The organism is Streptomyces rishiriensis, assembly GCF_003112535.1.
Taxonomy (GTDB): Bacteria; Actinomycetota; Actinomycetes; order Streptomycetales; family Streptomycetaceae; genus Streptomyces; species Streptomyces rishiriensis.
The window spans coordinates 614,011-629,802 of sequence record NZ_BEWA01000002.1; the positions used below are offsets into that span (position 1 = coordinate 614,011).

Genomic DNA, 15,792 nt, shown 5'->3' on the forward strand with positions numbered 1-15,792 from the left:
CGAACGCCGGTCCCGCACTGACAGACGTCGGGACGGCCCCGCGCGTTCCCCCGCTCAGGCGAACCGAGGTGAACTCGAGCGCACGGAGGTGAACTCGGGCGCACTGAAGGTGAACTCGAGCGCACTGAGGTGAACTCGGCGCACTCAGGTGAAGTAGACGCCGCCCAGGACCACGGCCACCGCCGCCGCCACGAAGAGCAGGATCCAGGCCAGCAGTTTGCCGATGGCCGGCGGGGGCTCGTAGCGCTGTCCGGGGTCCGGATCCGGCTCGCTCATCGGTCCGTCACCACGGCCGCCTGCGGCCTTATCGGCAGCCGGTTCACCGGACGGCCCGTAGCGGCGCGCACGGCGGAGGCGATCGCCGCGGGCGAGGTCACCACCGGGACCGCGCTGGCCGCCTTCGCCCCGAACGGCGCGACCACGTCCCGCTCCTCGACCAGCTTGACGATCCGGATGTCCGGGGCGTCCAGGGCCGTGGGCAGCGCGTAGCCGGTGAGGTCGGGGTGCCGGATCAGGCCGCGCGGGGTGCGCAGGTTCTCCGTGAGCGCGATGCCCACGCCCTGGGTCACGCCCGCCTCGATGCGCGCGGTGAGCTGCGCCGGGTTCAGGATCCGGCCGACGTCCTGGGCGACCGCCAGTTCGACGACCCGCACCGAGCCCAGCTCGATGTCGACGTCGACGACCGCGCGGATCGCGCAGAAGGCGAGGCCGACGAAGGCGTCGCCCTGGCCGGCCGCGTCCAGGGGCTCGGTGGGGTGCGGGCGGCACTGCGCCGTCGCCCACAGCTCCTTGCCCCGCATCTCCTCCGTGACGGTCGTCGACAGGACGCCGTCGTAGGAGGTGATCTTGCCGTCGGTGATCTGCAGCAGTTCCGTGGACATGCCGAACTTGTGCGCCAGGGGCTGCAGGAGCTGGGTGCGGACCATCTTGGCCGCGCGTTCCACCGCGCCGCCGGAGACCCAGGTGTGGCGGCCCCGGCAGCCGGGGCCCGCGGGGGGCTGGTCGGTGTCCACGGGCGCCACGTGCACCTCGTCGACGCCGAGCGTCTCCTGGACGATCTGGCGGGCCAGCGTCGTGAAGCCCTGGCCGGTCTCCACCGCCGCGCACAGGACCGTCGCGACGCCGTCCTGGACCTTCACGGTCGCCGTGGAGACCTCGTCCGTGCCCTCCGCGCCCAGCATGTGCACCATGCCGAGGCCGTAGCCGACGCCCCGGCGGACCGCGCCCGGTTCGCCCGCGCCCTCGGGGCCGCCGGGCAGCAGCCAGTCCTCCTCCGGCGTGTCCTTGGGGAGCGCCGGGAGGGGGAACTCCTGGACGGCCTGGAGGAGTTCGGCGACGGGCGCCGGGCAGGTCACCGTCTGGCCGGTCGGCAGGACGTCGCCGGTCGCCATGACGTTGCGCAGCCGCAGCTCCGCCGGGTCGACGCCGAGCTTCTTCGCCAGCTTGTCCATCTGCGCCTCGTAGGCGGCGCAGACCTGCATCGCGCCCTCGCCGCGCACATGGCCCGACGGCGGGTTGTTCGTGCGCACCGCCCAGCCCTCGATGAAGGCGTTCGGGACGACGTAGGGGCCGCAGGCGAAGGACACGGCGGCGGCCAGGGCCTCGGCGGAGGTGTCGGCGTAGGCGCCCGCGTCCAGCAGGATCTGCGCCTCGACCTTCACCAGCCGTCCCTCGGCGTCGGCGTGGTGGCGGTAGCGCAGGAGTGTGGGGTGCCGGTGGGCGTGGCCGAGGAAGGACTCCTCGCGGGTGGCCGTGAGCTTCACCGGGCAGCCGGTCTTCAGGGCGAGCAGCCCGAGCGGGAGCTGGAAGCCCTGGTCCTCGCGGTCGGCGGTGGCGCCGGGCACGCCGGTGACGACGATCTTCACCCGTTCGGGTTCGAGGCCGTAGCAGGCGGCGGCGGTGTCCCGGTCGGTGTGCGGGTCGGTGGAGGCCAGGTAGAGCTCCACGCCGCCGTCGGGACGGGGCACGGCGAGGCCGGCCTCGGCGCCGATCGGGGCGGGGTCGGCGCGGCCGATGCGGTACTGGCCCTCCACGACGATCTCGCCCATCGCGGCCGGGTCGCCGTGGTGCAGCGGGATGTGCCGGATCAGGTTGCCGTCGGGGTGCAGGGGCTCGGCCTCGAAGGCCTGCTCGGGGTCGATCACCGGGTCGAGCACCTCGTACTCGACGATGACGGCCGCGGCGGCCATCCGCGCGGTGTCCGGGTGGTCGGCGGCGACGGCCGCGATGGGCTCGCCGTGGTGGCGTACGACGTCGGAGGCGAAGACCGGCCGGTCGGCCGTGCCGCGGCCGTGCAGGGCGCGACCGGGGACGTCCTCGTGGGTGACGACGGCCCGTACGCCGGGCATCTCCCGCGCGTGGGACGTGTCGACGGACAGGATGCGCGCGTGCGGGTGCGGTGAGCGCAGCACGGCCGCCCACAGCAGGCCCTCGGCCCACAGGTCGGCCGCGTACGGGAAGGTGCCCTCGGTCTTCGCGCGGGCGTCGGCGGGCTGCAGGGAGGCGCCGATGCCGTGCGGGATCGCCTCGGGGGGCGGAGCGGCCTCCACGGGGCTCGTCGCGACGACTGCTTCGTGGCTCACGCCTGGCCTCCGTCCTGGCCCTGCCCGTATGCGGGGTCGTGCGGGTGGGGCTGCGCCGGGTTCTCGAAGGCCGACACGTGGACGCCGCCCCCGCCCGGGCCCGCCTGGTGGGGGATGCGGGCCTCGTCGCCGTCCGTCTCAGCGTCCGCGGCGGCGTGCGCCTCGCGTTCGGCCACGACGTCCTGGACGGCCCGCAGGACGCCCCGGTATCCCGAGCAGCGGCACAGGTTGCCGCACAGGGCCTGGCGGGCCTCCAGCTCGGTGGGCGCCGGGTTGCCCTCCAGGAGGTCGTGGACGGTCATCGCCATGCCCGGCACGCAGAAGCCGCACTGCACCGCCCCGCAGCGGGCGAGCGCGCGCTGCACGTCGGAGGGCTGTCCGTCGACGGCGAGGCCCTCGACGGTGCGGATCTCGCTGCCGGCGGTGGTGACGGCCGGGACCAGGCAGGAGGCGACGAGCCGGCCGTCCACCTGGACGTTGCAGGCTCCGCACTCGCCCTGCGAGCAGCCGTCCTTGGCGCCGGCGAGGCCGAGGCGCTCGCGCAGGACGTAGAGCAGCGACTCGCCGATCCAGGCGTCGGCGACGGGCCGGTCGGAGCCGTTGACGCGCAGCACGTAGGCGGCGAGGGGGTGTTCCTCGTGGAACGGCGGCGGGGCGTCGTCGGGTGCCTCGGCTGCGGCGGCGGCCGCCGGGGTCTGCTGTGCCTGCGGGTCCGCCTCGGGGGCCGTGTCGGGCTCGGGGACGGTCCCGGGTTCGCCCGGGGCGCCGTCGGGAGCCGGGGCGTCCTCGGGGGCGTCCGCCGGGGCGTGGGCGTCCGCGGGGACGGCGGCGGCCTCCGGGGCGGGCTCGGCGGGGCCGCGGGAGGCCTCGGCGGGCGCGTGGACGGCCCGCTGGGCGTGGCCGGGGTCCCGGGCGGGCTCGGCGCTCTCCTCGGCCCCGGCGGCCCGCCGGGCGGCCTCCGCCGAGCCGTCCGGGGCCACCGTGTACGCCTCGGGGGAGATCTCCGGGGCGTACGTCCCGGAGGCGTGCGGCTCGGTGTGCTCGGGGGCGGCACGGCGGTCGCGTTCCGCTGCCGCGGGGTCGTGCGGCGTGTGTGCGGCGCTGCCGTGCGGGGGCGTGTGCTCCTGCGCGTGGCCGAACGGGGGCTGGTCCGCGGGCTGCCGGCCGGCTTCGTCGGGGTGCGGCCCCCAGGGCCCGTCCGCCGGGTCGGGCGCGCCCGTCGCCCAAGGGGCGGCCGCGCCGCCGGGCAGGGTGGCGGGGGGCGTGCCGCCCCACTGCTCGACCAGGGACGACGTGGTGAACTCGCCGGACTCGTCGGGCAGGTCGCCGCCCGCGACGGGGATCGACCACTGGCCGGTCACGTCGTGGCCGGAGGCGTGCGGGGAGTGCGGTGCGCCGGGGGGCGCCGAGGGGTCGTTGAAGGTCCACTGCCCGGTCGCGCCCGGGTGGTACGCGAACCGGTCGTCGCCGACCGTCTGCGGAGTGCCCTGCGGAGCGGGCCAGTCGCCGGCGCCGGCCGGGGCGGCCCAGGTCGCGGAGGGGTCCTCGGGGGGCGCGACCGCTATCTGCGGCGGCACGTACCCGTGGCCCGGCGCGGCGAGCGGGCTGTCGCCGCGGGCGGCCAGGAAGGCGTCGATGCCGCCCTCGGGGAGCTTGACGAAGGCGGTCGCGCCGTCGTCGTAGTCCCCCTGGGGCAGCGGGTCCCAGCGGCTGCCGCCCTGCGGCGCGCCCTGGTCCTGCCCGTTGTCCTGTCCGTGTCCGTGTCCGGGTCCGTGCTGGTCGTCGGTCACGACAGCGCCCTCCCCAGTGCTCGTCGGGCCAGCGCGGCGACGGTGCGCCGCAAGTGCAGTACGGCGGGCGGAAGTTCGGGTACGGAGCCGTCCACGCCCGGCGTCGGGTCGGGGATGCAGGCGGCGGCCACGTACTCCCCGAAGGCGGTCAGCGCCTCCGGGACGATGGCACGGCCGTTGTCCCAGTCGATCAGCCGGGCGACCCACTGCTCGGCCTCCAGCGGGCGCAGCGGCATCGGCGCTATGGCGCCGACGGCGCATCTGACGCCGCGCCGGGCGGGGTCGAGGACCAGCGCCACGGAGGCCACCGCGCGGCCCGGACCGGTGCGTCCGGTGGCCTTGAGGAAGACCTGCGGGGCGTGCAGCAGCGGCACGCGCACGTACCCGATGAGTTCGCCGCCGCGCAGCATGTCCATGCCGGCCAGCAGGTGCGACACCGGGATCTCCCGGCGGGCTCCGCCCGGGCCCGCGATGACCAGGGTCGCTTCCAGCGCGGCCAGCACCGGCAGCGCGTCGCCCGTGGGCGCGGCCGAGGCGATGTTGCCGCCCAGGGTGCCCGCGTTGCGGATCTGCGGCGGTCCCGCGGCGCGCGCCGCGGCGGCGAGCGCCGGGATGAGGGCGGCGAAGTCGGGACGGCCCATGCGGGCGTGCGTCAGTCCGGCGCCGAGCAGTGCGTGGCCGTCCTGGTACTGCCAGCCGCGGATCTCGCTGATCCGGCCGAGGCCGACCAGTCCGGTGGGCCTGAGCTGCCCGGAGTTGACGGCGGCCATGAGGTCGGTGCCGCCGGCCACCGGCACGGCGGCGGGCATGGCGGCCAGCGCCGCCACGGCCTCGTCCAGTGTCGTGGGCAGCGTGACGGCCTGCGCCGCCTGCGGTGCGTGCGTGCTCAAAACCGGCTGCCCCTTCCCGCTGCCCCACCTGGTCCCACCTGTGTTGCCGTACGGTACGTGCTGACAGGGCGGGCGTGGCAACTCTGGCACATCTTCGCCACACCAGAACGCGGGGGTCCGCCAGGAGGCATTCGCCCACGTCATCCGAGACATAATCCGTTTTCGGACGGCATCGCCGGTGTGCGCGAATTGCCACTCTTCGGTGACCCTGACGGGGTTTTTCCCTACGCCTCACGATGGACGCCGTCACCGGTTCGGGGGCGGGCCGTCGATCGGACGCCCGAGGACGCCGGGCCGCCGCTGCCACGGCCGGGGCCCGGACGGCGGACGGTAGCCGACGCCCAGGGCGTCGAGCCGCCGGTAGTGGGCCTCCATCCGCCGCTCGAAGCCGGCGAAGTCGCGCTCCGCCGGCGCGGGCAGGCCGCTCCAGGCGACCTCCGCGAACGCGGCGAGCCGGGGGAACGCCTGGTAGTCCACGCGCGTGTGGTCCTCCATCGCCTCGGTCCACAGGTTGGCCTGGGCGCCCAGCACGTGCCGCGCCTCCTCGGGCGTCAGCTCCGGTGGAACCGGCTCGAACCGGTAGACGTCCTCCAGGGTGCGCACGTAGCCGATCGGCACGGGCTCGTCCGGGCCGTCGTGCTGGCGATGGTCGAGGTACACCTGCTGTTCGGGGCACATCACGACGTCGTGTCCGGCCCGGGCGGCGGCGATCCCGCCGGCGTAGCCCCGCCAGGACGACACGGTCGCGCCCGGCGCGAGGCCGCCCTCCAGGATCTCGTCCCAGCCGATGAGCCGGCGCCCGCGCGCGGAGAGCCACCGGTCGAAGTGGCCGATGAACCAGGACTGCAGGCCGTCCTCGTCGGCGAGCCCGAGTTCCCTGATGCGCGCCTGTGCGGCCGGCGAGGCGCGCCACTCGTCCTTGAGGCACTCGTCGCCCCCCACGTGGACGAACTCCGACGGAAACAGCTCCAGCACCTCCTCGAACACCCCCTCGTAGAAGCGCAGGGTGTCCTCGGCGGGGGCCAGGACATGGGGGCTGATCCCCCACGTGTCCCACACGGAGAGAGCGCCGCGTTCCTCTCCGGAGGCGGAGGCGACGTCGGTGTTGCCGAGTTCCGGATAGGCGGCGATGGCGGCCTGCGAGTGGCCGGGCACGTCGATTTCCGGGACGACGGCGATATGCCGTTCGGCGGCGTACGCGACGATCTCCCGGATGTCGTCCTGGGTGTAGAAGCCGCCGTGCGGCTTCTCGTCCCACAGGGGCGAGGCACGATGGCCGAATTTCGTGCGCGTCCGCCAGGACCCGATCCCGGTCAGCCGCGGATGCCTCCTGATCTCCACGCGCCAGCCCTGGTCGTCCGTCAGATGGAAGTGGAAGACGTTGAGTTTGTGCGCGGCCATCAGGTCCAGATAGCGCAGGACGCCTTCCTTGGGCATGAAGTGCCGGGCCACGTCGAGCATGAGACCGCGCCAGCGGAAACGTGGGGCGTCCTCGACGGTGATCTCCGGCAGGTCCCAGTGCCGGCCGGGGCGCAGCGGGGCCCGGCGAAAGGCGTCGGGGCCGAGGAGTTGCCGCAGGGTCTGCGCCCCCCAGAAGACGCCGGCCGCGCTGCCGCCCGCGATCACCTGGTCGGGGCCGCCGAGGGCCAGCCGGTAGCCCTCGGGGGGCAGCGTGGGGTCGACGGCCAGCCTGATGCGCGGCTCGCCGTCGCCGGGCCCGGCGAGGGGAAGGCCGGTCGCCGCGCCGACCGTCGCCCGCAGCCAGCGCGCGACGCCCTCGGTGCCGGGGCCCGCCTCCAGCCGGGTCTGCGCGTCCAGGCGGCCGTGGCCGCGGGGGTCCCGGGTGATGCTCCGGGGCGCCGGAATGAGATCCATCATCACTCCCTGACCGCGACGGCCGGTCCGCGGACCGGCCGTCGCTGTGCGAGTACGAAGAAACCGGAACCGCAATAGCCGTGACGGTGCGACCCGCCCCCGGAAGAAAGCGCGTACGCCTGGTTCCGGGGCGTTGCGCGGCCTCCGCGGGGCCTGCCGAAGCCGATCCCGCGAGGCTGCGGAACCGCTTTCCCGAGCCATTGCGGCACGCACGCCGAAAACCGCCGAGAAGGCGCCGCGAGGCCTGCGGAACATGATCGGCGAGGCGGCCCGGAAGGGGAAGCGGAAGGAGAGGAGGAAGGAGAACCGGAACGGGAACCGGAATACCTCGCGGCGGTCGCCGAGGGGGAATCGCGGACGCCGACGCGTCCCGCGCGAGGGCGAACACGCCGAAGGCCCCCGAACGCGCCGGAGCGCGCCCCGAGGGCCTCAGGGAAGTGAGCGGGCTACTTCTTGTCGCCGCCCTTGCCCTTGTCGTCGCCGCCGCCCGCCATGGACTCGAAGATCTCCTTGCACATGGGGCACACGGGGTACTTCTTCGGGTCGCGGCCGGGCACCCAGACCTTGCCGCACAGCGCCACGACGGGCGTCCCGTCGAGGGCGCTCGCCATGATCTTGTCCTTCTGGACGTAGTGGGCGAAGCGCTCGTGGTCCCCGTCGCCGTGCGACACCTGCGGCGTCGGCTCCACGAGGGTCCCCGTCCCAGTGCCTCGCTGGGGCTGGGTCTCAGGCTCAAGAGTGCTCATGGCGCCAAGCGTACTGAAGCCGGGCGGGGATGCTCACGCACATCAGTTGAGCGAGGCGTCGTCCGGATAGGTGGCCACCATCGCCAGTTCGCTGCGCTGGCGGCGCAGCACCTCGCGCCAGAGCCGCTCGGGCGCCGGCGAGGAGACGTCCCCGGGCTCCGACTCCACGACGTACCAGGCGCCCTCCACCAGTTCGTCCTCCAGCTGGCCGGGGCCCCAGCCGGCGTACCCGGCGAAGATCCGCAGGGAGCCGAGGGCCGAGGCGAGGAGTTCCGGCGGGGCCTCCAGGTCGACCAGGCCGATCGCGCCGTGCACCCGGCGCCAGCCGAGCGGCGCCCCGTCCCCGGCCGCGCCGCCGGGGATGACGGCGACCCCGAGGGCCGAGTCGAGGGACACCGGGCCGCCCTGGAAGACGACGCCGGGCTCGCCGGCCAGGTCCGCCCAGTCCTGCAGGATGTCGCTCACTCCCACCGGCGTGGGCCGGTTGAGGACGACACCGAGGGAGCCCTCCTCGTCGTGGTCGAGAAGGAGCACCACCGCGCGGTCGAAGTTCGGGTCCGCCAGGGCGGGCGTTGCCACGAGCAGCCGTCCTGTGAGCGAGGACACCTCGGTCATGCCAGACATGATCCCGCATCTTCGCGTGAAGTGGGGGGCCAATGCGGGGGGCGAGGGTGAGGGCAGGTCGGGCGCGTGGGTGCGGTGCGGGCGCACGGGGCGGCCCGGGCGGCCGGCGGTGACCCCTTGTGCCCGCCGGGAAACGGTTCGTGTTGTGACACAGCCATGACGCCGCTGGGCGGTCCTCGGGCTTACTGCCGAGGGGCCGACGGCGATTACTCTGTCTCCTCTGGCCCTGCCCCGACCCAACGGCCCCTGCCCAATCCACCATCCATGGAACGCGAGACACATGACCGTCAACGGCTCTGACGACGTACTGCTTGTCCACGGCGGAACCCCGCTCGAGGGCGAGATCCGAGTCCGCGGTGCGAAGAACCTCGTACCCAAGGCCATGGTCGCCGCCCTGCTGGGCAGTGAGCCGAGCCGGCTGCGCAACGTGCCGGACATCCGTGACGTGCGGGTCGTACGCGGCCTGCTGCAACTGCACGGGGTGACGGTCCGTCCGGGCGAGGAGCCGGGCGAGCTGGTGCTCGACCCGACCTACGTCGAGAGCGCCAACGTCGCCGACATCGACGCCCACGCGGGCTCCAGCCGCATCCCGATCCTCTTCTGCGGCCCCCTCCTGCACCGCCTCGGCCACGCCTTCATCCCGGGCCTGGGCGGCTGCGACATCGGCGGCCGGCCGATCGACTTCCACTTCGACGTGCTGCGCCAGTTCGGCGCGAAGATCGAGAAGCGGGACGACGGCCAGTACCTGGAGGCCCCGCAGCGGCTGCGCGGCACGAAGATCGTGCTGCCGTACCCGTCGGTCGGCGCGACCGAGCAGGTGCTGCTGACGGCGGTCCTGGCGGAGGGCGTCACCGAGCTCGCGAACGCGGCGGTCGAGCCGGAGATCGAGGACCTCATCTGCGTGCTGCAGAAGATGGGCGCCATCATCGCGATGGACACCGACCGCACGATCCGCATCACCGGCGTCGACAAGCTCGGCGGCTACAACCACGCGGCCCTGTCGGACCGTCTGGAGGCCGCCTCCTGGGCGTCCGCGGCGCTGGCGACCGAGGGCGACATCTACGTCCGCGGCGCCCAGCAGCGCTCGATGATGACGTTCCTGAACACCTACCGCAAGGTGGGCGGCGCCTTCGAGATCGACGACGAGGGCATCCGCTTCTGGCACCCCGGCGGCCACCTGAAGTCCATCGCGCTGGAGACGGACGTCCACCCCGGTTTCCAGACCGACTGGCAGCAGCCGCTGGTCGTGGCCCTGACGCAGGCCACAGGCCTGTCGATCGTCCACGAGACGGTCTACGAGTCCCGGCTGGGCTTCACCTCCGCGCTCAACCAGATGGGCGCCCACATCCAGCTCTACCGCGAGTGCCTCGGCGGCTCGAACTGCCGCTTCGGCCAGCGCAACTTCCTGCACTCCGCGGTCGTGTCGGGCCCCACGAAGCTCCAGGGCGCCGACCTGGTCATCCCCGACCTGCGCGGCGGCTTCTCGTACCTGATCGCCGCCCTCGCGGCCCAGGGCACCTCCCGGGTCCACGGCATCGACCTCATCAACCGCGGCTACGAGAACTTCATGGACAAGCTCGTGGAGCTGGGCGCGAAGGTCGAGCTCCCCGGCAAGGCGCTCGGCTAGCACTCACCCGGCCGAACGAACCACGATGGGGCGGTACCCGGATTCCGGGTACCGCCCCATCAGCGTTCTCAGCGGAGGCGCTTACTTGCCCTTGGCGGCTTCCTTGAGCTTGCTGCCCGCGGAGACCTTCACGCTGTAGCCGGCCGGGATCTGGATCGGGTCGCCGGTCTGCGGGTTGCGCGCGGTGCGAGCGGCACGGTGGGTGCGCTCGAAGGTCAGGAAGCCGGGGATGGTGACCTTCTCGTCGCCCTTGGAGACGATGTCGCCGACGACCTCGGCGAACGCGGCCAGCACTGCGTCGGCGTCCTTGCGGGTCACCTCGGCGCGGTCGGCCAGCGCGGCCACCAGCTCACTGCGGTTCATGTTGTTACTCCCGTGTTCTTCTTGCCGTTGAGGCGTGCCACGCGGCGGAGCCGCATGTGGGGCACAGCGAAGTCGATGTGCTCGCGCCCAGGGACGCATCCTGCCCCTACCTGCGGCGGGAAAGCCAATCCGGCACCCGCACGGAGGCGTGAGACAACCCATGTGTGTCACACGAAGGCGCGCCAGGCCGCAACCCTAGAGGGCCGCTCACGGCGCGAGGTTCCGCGACGCGCCGTCGTGGGGGCCGCCGTGGCGATCCTCACAGCCGCCGCGGCCCCCACAAGCCATGCCACAGAGCCTACGAGGCCGACGCGCCCGCCGCCTTCGCAGCATCCCGCACCGCACCGGCCACCGCGCCCGCGACCTTGTCGTTGAACACGCTCGGGATGATGTAGTTCGCGTTGAGCTCGTCGTCGCTCACGACCTCCGCCAGGGCCTTCGCGGCGGCGAGCATCATGTCGGTGTTGACCGTCCGGGACTGCGCGTCCAGCAGGCCGCGGAAGACGCCCGGGAAGACCAGCACGTTGTTGATCTGGTTGGGGAAGTCGGAGCGGCCGGTGGCCACGACCGCGGCCGTCCGGCGGGCGACCGCCGGGTCCACCTCCGGGTCCGGATTCGCGAGCGCGAACACGATCGCGTCCTCGGCCATGGCGGCCACGTCGTCGCCGTCGAGGACGTTCGGGGCGGAGACGCCGATGAACACGTCCGCGCCGCGCACCGCCTGCTTCAGGGTGCCCGTGAGGCCCTCGGGGTTGGTGTTGTCGGCGATCCAGCGCAGCGCCGAGCCGGGGGCCGCGTCGACGAGGTCCTCGCGGTCGGCGTGCACCACGCCGTGGATGTCGGCGACGACCGCGTTCTTCACGCCGGCCGCCAGCAGCAGCTTGAGGATGGCCGTGCCGGCCGCGCCCGCGCCCGACATGACGACCCGCACGTCCCCGACGCCCTTGCCCACGACACGCAGGGCGTTCGTGAGGGAGGCGAGGACGACGATCGCGGTGCCGTGCTGGTCGTCGTGGAAGACGGGGATGTCGAGGGCCTCGCGCAGCCGGGCCTCGATCTCGAAGCAGCGGGGGGCGGAGATGTCCTCCAGGTTGATGCCCGCGAAGCCGGGGGCGATGGCCTTGACGATCTCGACGATCGCGTCGGTGTCCTGGGTGTCCAGGCACAGCGGCCAGGCGTCGATGCCGGCGAACCGCTTGAAGAGGGCCGCCTTGCCCTCCATGACGGGCAGCGCGGCCTTCGGGCCGATGTTGCCCAGGCCCAGCACGGCCGAGCCGTCCGTCACGACCGCAACGGAGTTGCGCTTGATGGTGAGGCGGCGGGCGTCCTCGGGGTTCTCGGCGATCGCCATGCAGACGCGGGCCACGCCCGGCGTGTAGATCATCGAGAGGTCGTCACGGTTGCGGATCGGGTGCTTGGACTGCATCTCGATCTTGCCGCCGAGGTGCATCAGGAACGTACGGTCGGAGACCTTGCCGAGGGTGACGCCCTCGATGTGGCGGAGCTGCTCGACGATCTCGTCGGCGTGCGCGGTCGAGGTCGCCGCGATGGTGACGTCGATGCGCAGCTTCTCGTGGCCGGACGCGGTGACGTCGAGGCCGGTCACCGAGCCTCCGTGGGACTCGACGGCTCCGGTGAGCTGGGAGACCGCGGTTCCGCTCGCGGGCACCTCCAGCCGGACCGTCATCGAGTAGGAGACGCTGGGCGCCGTTGCCATGGCCGACTTCCTCTGCACTGCTGGGTCGCTGGTTTGCCGTCCGATCGTCGCACCTACCGACGAGTACGTGAAAGCCGCCCCTGATTGCGATCGTTTTGTTCTCGGAACGGCACATGAGAGAGCCCACGCCACCAGGTGACGTGGGCCTCTCCGACGTTCATGACACCGACCCGCCATGCTCGCCTCGCGGCAAGTGGTCGCTCGTAGCGACGAAGGTTGGGCCCGGGGGCTTGGATCGGGCCGGTGTCACGTCCAGGCTAACAAACGGATGCCCGAACACCATTCCCGTCCGCGGACTTCACCGGAATCAGTCGGATTCCTCAGTCCCGGAGGAGGTCGGGCACGCCGTCGGCGTCCGGCTCGTCCCGGTCCCCCGACACCACCGTCAGCTGCTGGGTGGCCCGGGTCAGGGCCACGTACAGCACCCGCAGGCCCGCCGGGGACTCGTCCGCGATCTCCGCCGGCGAGACGACGACCGTGGCGTCGTACTCCAGGCCCTTGGCCTCCAGACTGCCGAGGGCCACCACGCGGTCGCCGAGGCCGGCCAGCCAGCGTCTGGCCTCCTCCCGGCGGTTCATCGCGACGACGACGCCGACGGTGCCGTCCACGCGCTCGAGGAGGCGTTCGGCCTCCGCGCGCACGGTCGACGCCAGGGAGCCGCGGACGGCCGTGAACCGGGGCACGACGCCCGTCGACCTGACCGCCGACGGGGACTCGGCGCCGGGCATGGCCAGGGCCAGCACCTTGGCGGCCAGCTCGGCGATCTCGGCCGGGTTGCGGTAGTTCACCGTCAGCTGGAAGCGGCGGCGGGGGCGGCTGCCGAGGGCCTCGTCGCGGGCCTCGGCGGCCTCGTCGGGGTCGGACCAGGAGGACTGGGCCGGGTCCCCGACGACCGTCCAGGTGGCGTGCCTGCCACGGCGGCCGACCATGCGCCACTGCATCGGGGTGAGGTCCTGCGCCTCGTCGACGATGACGTGGGCGTACTCGGTGCGCTCCTGGGCGAGCCGCTCGGCGCGCTCGCGCTGGGTCTCCTCGCGCACCGGCATCAGCTCCTCCAGGCCGGTGAGCTGGTCCAGCGGATCGAGCTCGCGTCTCCTGCGCGGGCGGGCCGGGGCGCCGAGGATCGCCTGGAGCTCGTCGAGCATGGCGATGTCGTGCACCGAGAGCCCGTCCCGCTTGAGGGAGCGGGCCACCTTGCGGACCTCGCCGGGATTGAGGATGCGGCGGGCCCAGCGGCCGAGCCTGCGCTCGTCGGCCATGGCACCGAGGACGGTCTGCGGGGTCAGCTCGGGCCACCAGGCGTCGAGGAAGGCGATGAACGCGTCCTCGGTGCTCACGTCCTCGTCGAAGGAGGAGCGCAGCTCGGCGGCGAGCTCGGGGTCGCTGTGCCGGCCGACCGCGCCGGAGCGCTCCCACAGGGCGTCCAGGAGGAGCCTGCGGGCACGCGGGCGCAGCAGGTTCACCGGGGCGGTGCCGCTGAGGGCGCTCTGGCGGACACGGTCCAGGTCGGCGGCCTCCAGCTCCAGACGGCGGCCGAAGGCGACGACGCGCAGGCGGGTGGGCGGGCCGGCGGGCACGGGCGCCCCGTCGGGCACGTCGGGCTCGTCGAGGGTCGGCTGGACGGGCCGGCCGGCGCCGCGGCCGCCGTCGCTCTCCAGGGCTCCGCGCGCGGCCTTGCGCAGCACCTTCAGCATCCGGTAGGACCCCTTGGCCCGGGCGACCGCCGGAGAGTCGTACAGGGTGGCCTCGGCGCCGTCGACCAGGGACCCGATGGCGCGGATGGCGACCTGGCCCTCCTCGCCGAGCGAGGGCAGCACACCCTCGGTGTACGCCACGAGCAGGGGTGTGGGCGAGACGATCAGGATGCCGCCCGCGTACCGGCGCCGGTCCTGGTAGAGCAGGTAGGCGGCCCGGTGGAGCGCGACGGCGGTCTTCCCGGTGCCCGGGCCGCCCTCGACGTACGTCACGGAGGCGGCGGGGGCGCGGATGACCAGGTCCTGCTCCGCCTGGATGGAGGCGACGATGTCGCGCATGGTGTGACTGCGGGCCTGGCCGAGGGCCGCCATGAGGGCGCCGTCGCCGATGACCGGCAACTGCTCGCCGTCGAGGAAGGCCTTGAGCTCGGGCCGCATCAGGTCGTCCTCGACGCCGAGGACGCGCCGCCCCTTGGAGCGGATCACGCGACGCCGTACGACGCGCCCCGGGTCGACCGGGGTGGACCGGTAGAAGGGGGCGGCCGCGGGGGCCCGCCAGTCGATGACCAGCGGCGCGTACTCCGAGTCGAGGACGCCGATACGGCCGATGTGGAGGGTCTCGGCGATGTCGGCGGTGTCGTCGGGCCGGACGGCCCCCTCCGCGGGGTCCACGGCGGTGTAGGCGCCGTCCGGGCCCTTCTTGCCGTCCTTGCCGAGGAGCAGGTCGATGCGTCCGAAGAGGAAGTCCTCGAACTCGTTGTTCAGCCGGTTGAGGTGGACGCCGGCGCGGAACACCTGTGCGTCCCGCTCGGCGAGCGCGCCGGGCGTGCCGACCTGGCCGCGCTGGGCCGCGTCGTTCATGAGGAACTCCGCCTCGTGGATCTTCTCCTCAAGGCGTCGGTACACCCGGTCGAGGTGTTCCTGTTCGACGTTGATCTCTCGGTCGCGCACCGAATCCGGCGCGATTTCCTCAACCGATCCGACCGCGGTCTCCTGCTGTGCCTGGACGGCCACCGGGCCCCCTTCTGACGTGCTGGGCAGCCGTCAACCGTACGCGAAGGGGGCCCGCGAAGCCATGCGCGGCTACGCGTCGATCTGGACGAGCTTCTTGCCCTCGAAGGTCATGACCTCGAAGTGGTCGATCTCGTTGGTCTTGAAGGCGGCGCCGCCCATGACGTAGAGCGGGTTCTTGGCCTGCTCGGTCTTGGCGTTGGGCAGGCCGTAGCCCCACTCCGGGACGGACCAGGAGGAGACGGTCTCGCGCTCGCCGTTCTTGCCGACGGCGATGAGCGAGCACTTCTCCGGGCCCGACACGTTCTTCAGCTCGACGCCGATCTCGGTGCCCCAGGCCTTCTCGCCCATGGCGACGGTCGCCGAGACCTTGGACGCGGCGTCGGTCGCCGTGACCCGGCTGCTGAGCGTGTCGAAGGTCGCCTTGGCGGAGTTCGCGGACTTGGTGGCGCTCGCCTCGGCGCCCTTGCTCCCGCCGTCGCCGCCGGTCGCCGCCAGCACGGTGAGCGGACCGCCGATGATCAGCGCTGCCGCGGCCGCCACCAGGAAGAAGGAGCGGCGGCGCTTCTGCGCGCGGCGCTCGGACACCTCGTCGACCAGCCGTTCCGCGAGACGCGGGCTGGGGCGGGCGGACAGGGAGTCGCCGATCGCCGGCGTTCCGGTGCCCGGCAGGTCCGCGAGGGCGGCCAGCATCGGTTCCATCCCGGCGAGCTCGTCGAGCTGCTGGGCGCACCACTCGCACCCGGCGAGGTGCATCTCGAAAGCGGTTGCCTCGGCGTCGTCGAGAATGCCGAGGGCGTAGGCGCCGACGGTCTCGTGTTCGCTCGGGCTCGGAGATCCCACTGACCCCTGCATGGGACCAGACATACCCGA

Annotated in this window: 12 protein-coding genes; 1 reads left to right on the top strand and 11 read right to left on the bottom strand. The window is 73.3% G+C overall.

Annotated elements, in window-relative coordinates; all coding sequences use genetic code 11:
• Positions 1 to 144: 144 nt before the first annotated feature.
• The 7 genes from Sri02f_RS43580 to Sri02f_RS04495 form a co-directional block, all read right to left on the bottom strand.
• Positions 145 to 276, bottom strand: coding sequence for a hypothetical protein (locus tag Sri02f_RS43580; protein ID WP_281261880.1), 132 nt, complete (start codon positions 274 to 276; stop codon positions 145 to 147).
• Positions 273 to 2,582: a xanthine dehydrogenase family protein molybdopterin-binding subunit gene (locus Sri02f_RS04470; RefSeq protein ID WP_108999718.1), complete on the bottom strand. Its 2,310-nt coding sequence runs from the start codon at positions 2,580 to 2,582 to the stop codon at positions 273 to 275. Before Sri02f_RS04470 ends, Sri02f_RS43580 begins: the two co-directional genes overlap by 4 nt.
• Entirely contained in the window at positions 2,579 to 4,372 is a 1,794-nt protein-coding gene (locus Sri02f_RS04475) for a 2Fe-2S iron-sulfur cluster-binding protein (protein ID WP_108999719.1), read from the bottom strand. The genes Sri02f_RS04470 and Sri02f_RS04475 overlap by 4 nt, the downstream gene beginning before the upstream one ends.
• Positions 4,369 to 5,262, bottom strand: a complete 894-nt coding sequence (locus tag Sri02f_RS04480; RefSeq protein ID WP_108999720.1) for an FAD binding domain-containing protein — start codon at positions 5,260 to 5,262, stop codon at positions 4,369 to 4,371. Before Sri02f_RS04480 ends, Sri02f_RS04475 begins: the two co-directional genes overlap by 4 nt.
• A gap of 246 nt (positions 5,263 to 5,508) precedes the next feature.
• On the bottom strand, positions 5,509 to 7,140 hold the full coding sequence (locus tag Sri02f_RS04485) for a beta-N-acetylhexosaminidase (RefSeq protein WP_108999721.1): 1,632 nt from the start codon (positions 7,138 to 7,140) through the stop codon (positions 5,509 to 5,511).
• Positions 7,141 to 7,583: 443 nt separating this feature from the next.
• A complete protein-coding gene (locus Sri02f_RS04490; RefSeq protein ID WP_069773379.1) occupies positions 7,584 to 7,883 on the bottom strand; it encodes a DUF3039 domain-containing protein in 300 nt (99 codons plus the stop codon).
• Between the two features lie 42 nt (positions 7,884 to 7,925).
• On the bottom strand, positions 7,926 to 8,498 hold the full coding sequence (locus tag Sri02f_RS04495) for a YqgE/AlgH family protein (protein ID WP_108999722.1): 573 nt from the start codon (positions 8,496 to 8,498) through the stop codon (positions 7,926 to 7,928).
• 289 nt (positions 8,499 to 8,787) lie between these two features.
• Between Sri02f_RS04495 and murA the strand changes: the two genes are divergently transcribed.
• Positions 8,788 to 10,134, top strand: a complete 1,347-nt coding sequence (gene murA, locus Sri02f_RS04500) for a UDP-N-acetylglucosamine 1-carboxyvinyltransferase (protein WP_108999723.1) — start codon at positions 8,788 to 8,790, stop codon at positions 10,132 to 10,134.
• An 81-nt stretch (positions 10,135 to 10,215) separates the two neighbouring features.
• Here the strand turns inward: murA and Sri02f_RS04505 are convergent, their stop codons facing one another.
• The 4 genes from Sri02f_RS04505 to Sri02f_RS04520 form a co-directional block, all read right to left on the bottom strand.
• Complete coding sequence (locus tag Sri02f_RS04505; protein ID WP_004000874.1) at positions 10,216 to 10,497, bottom strand: HU family DNA-binding protein; 282 nt, start codon at positions 10,495 to 10,497, stop codon at positions 10,216 to 10,218.
• A 298-nt stretch (positions 10,498 to 10,795) separates the two neighbouring features.
• A complete protein-coding gene (locus Sri02f_RS04510; protein WP_108999724.1) occupies positions 10,796 to 12,214 on the bottom strand; it encodes an NAD-dependent malic enzyme in 1,419 nt (472 codons plus the stop codon).
• A gap of 320 nt (positions 12,215 to 12,534) precedes the next feature.
• A complete protein-coding gene (locus Sri02f_RS04515) occupies positions 12,535 to 14,922 on the bottom strand; it encodes a HelD family protein (RefSeq protein WP_108999725.1) in 2,388 nt (795 codons plus the stop codon).
• A 69-nt stretch (positions 14,923 to 14,991) separates the two neighbouring features.
• Entirely contained in the window at positions 14,992 to 15,774 is a 783-nt protein-coding gene (locus tag Sri02f_RS04520) for an anti-sigma factor family protein (protein ID WP_108999726.1), read from the bottom strand.
• Positions 15,775 to 15,792: the final 18 nt, after the last annotated feature.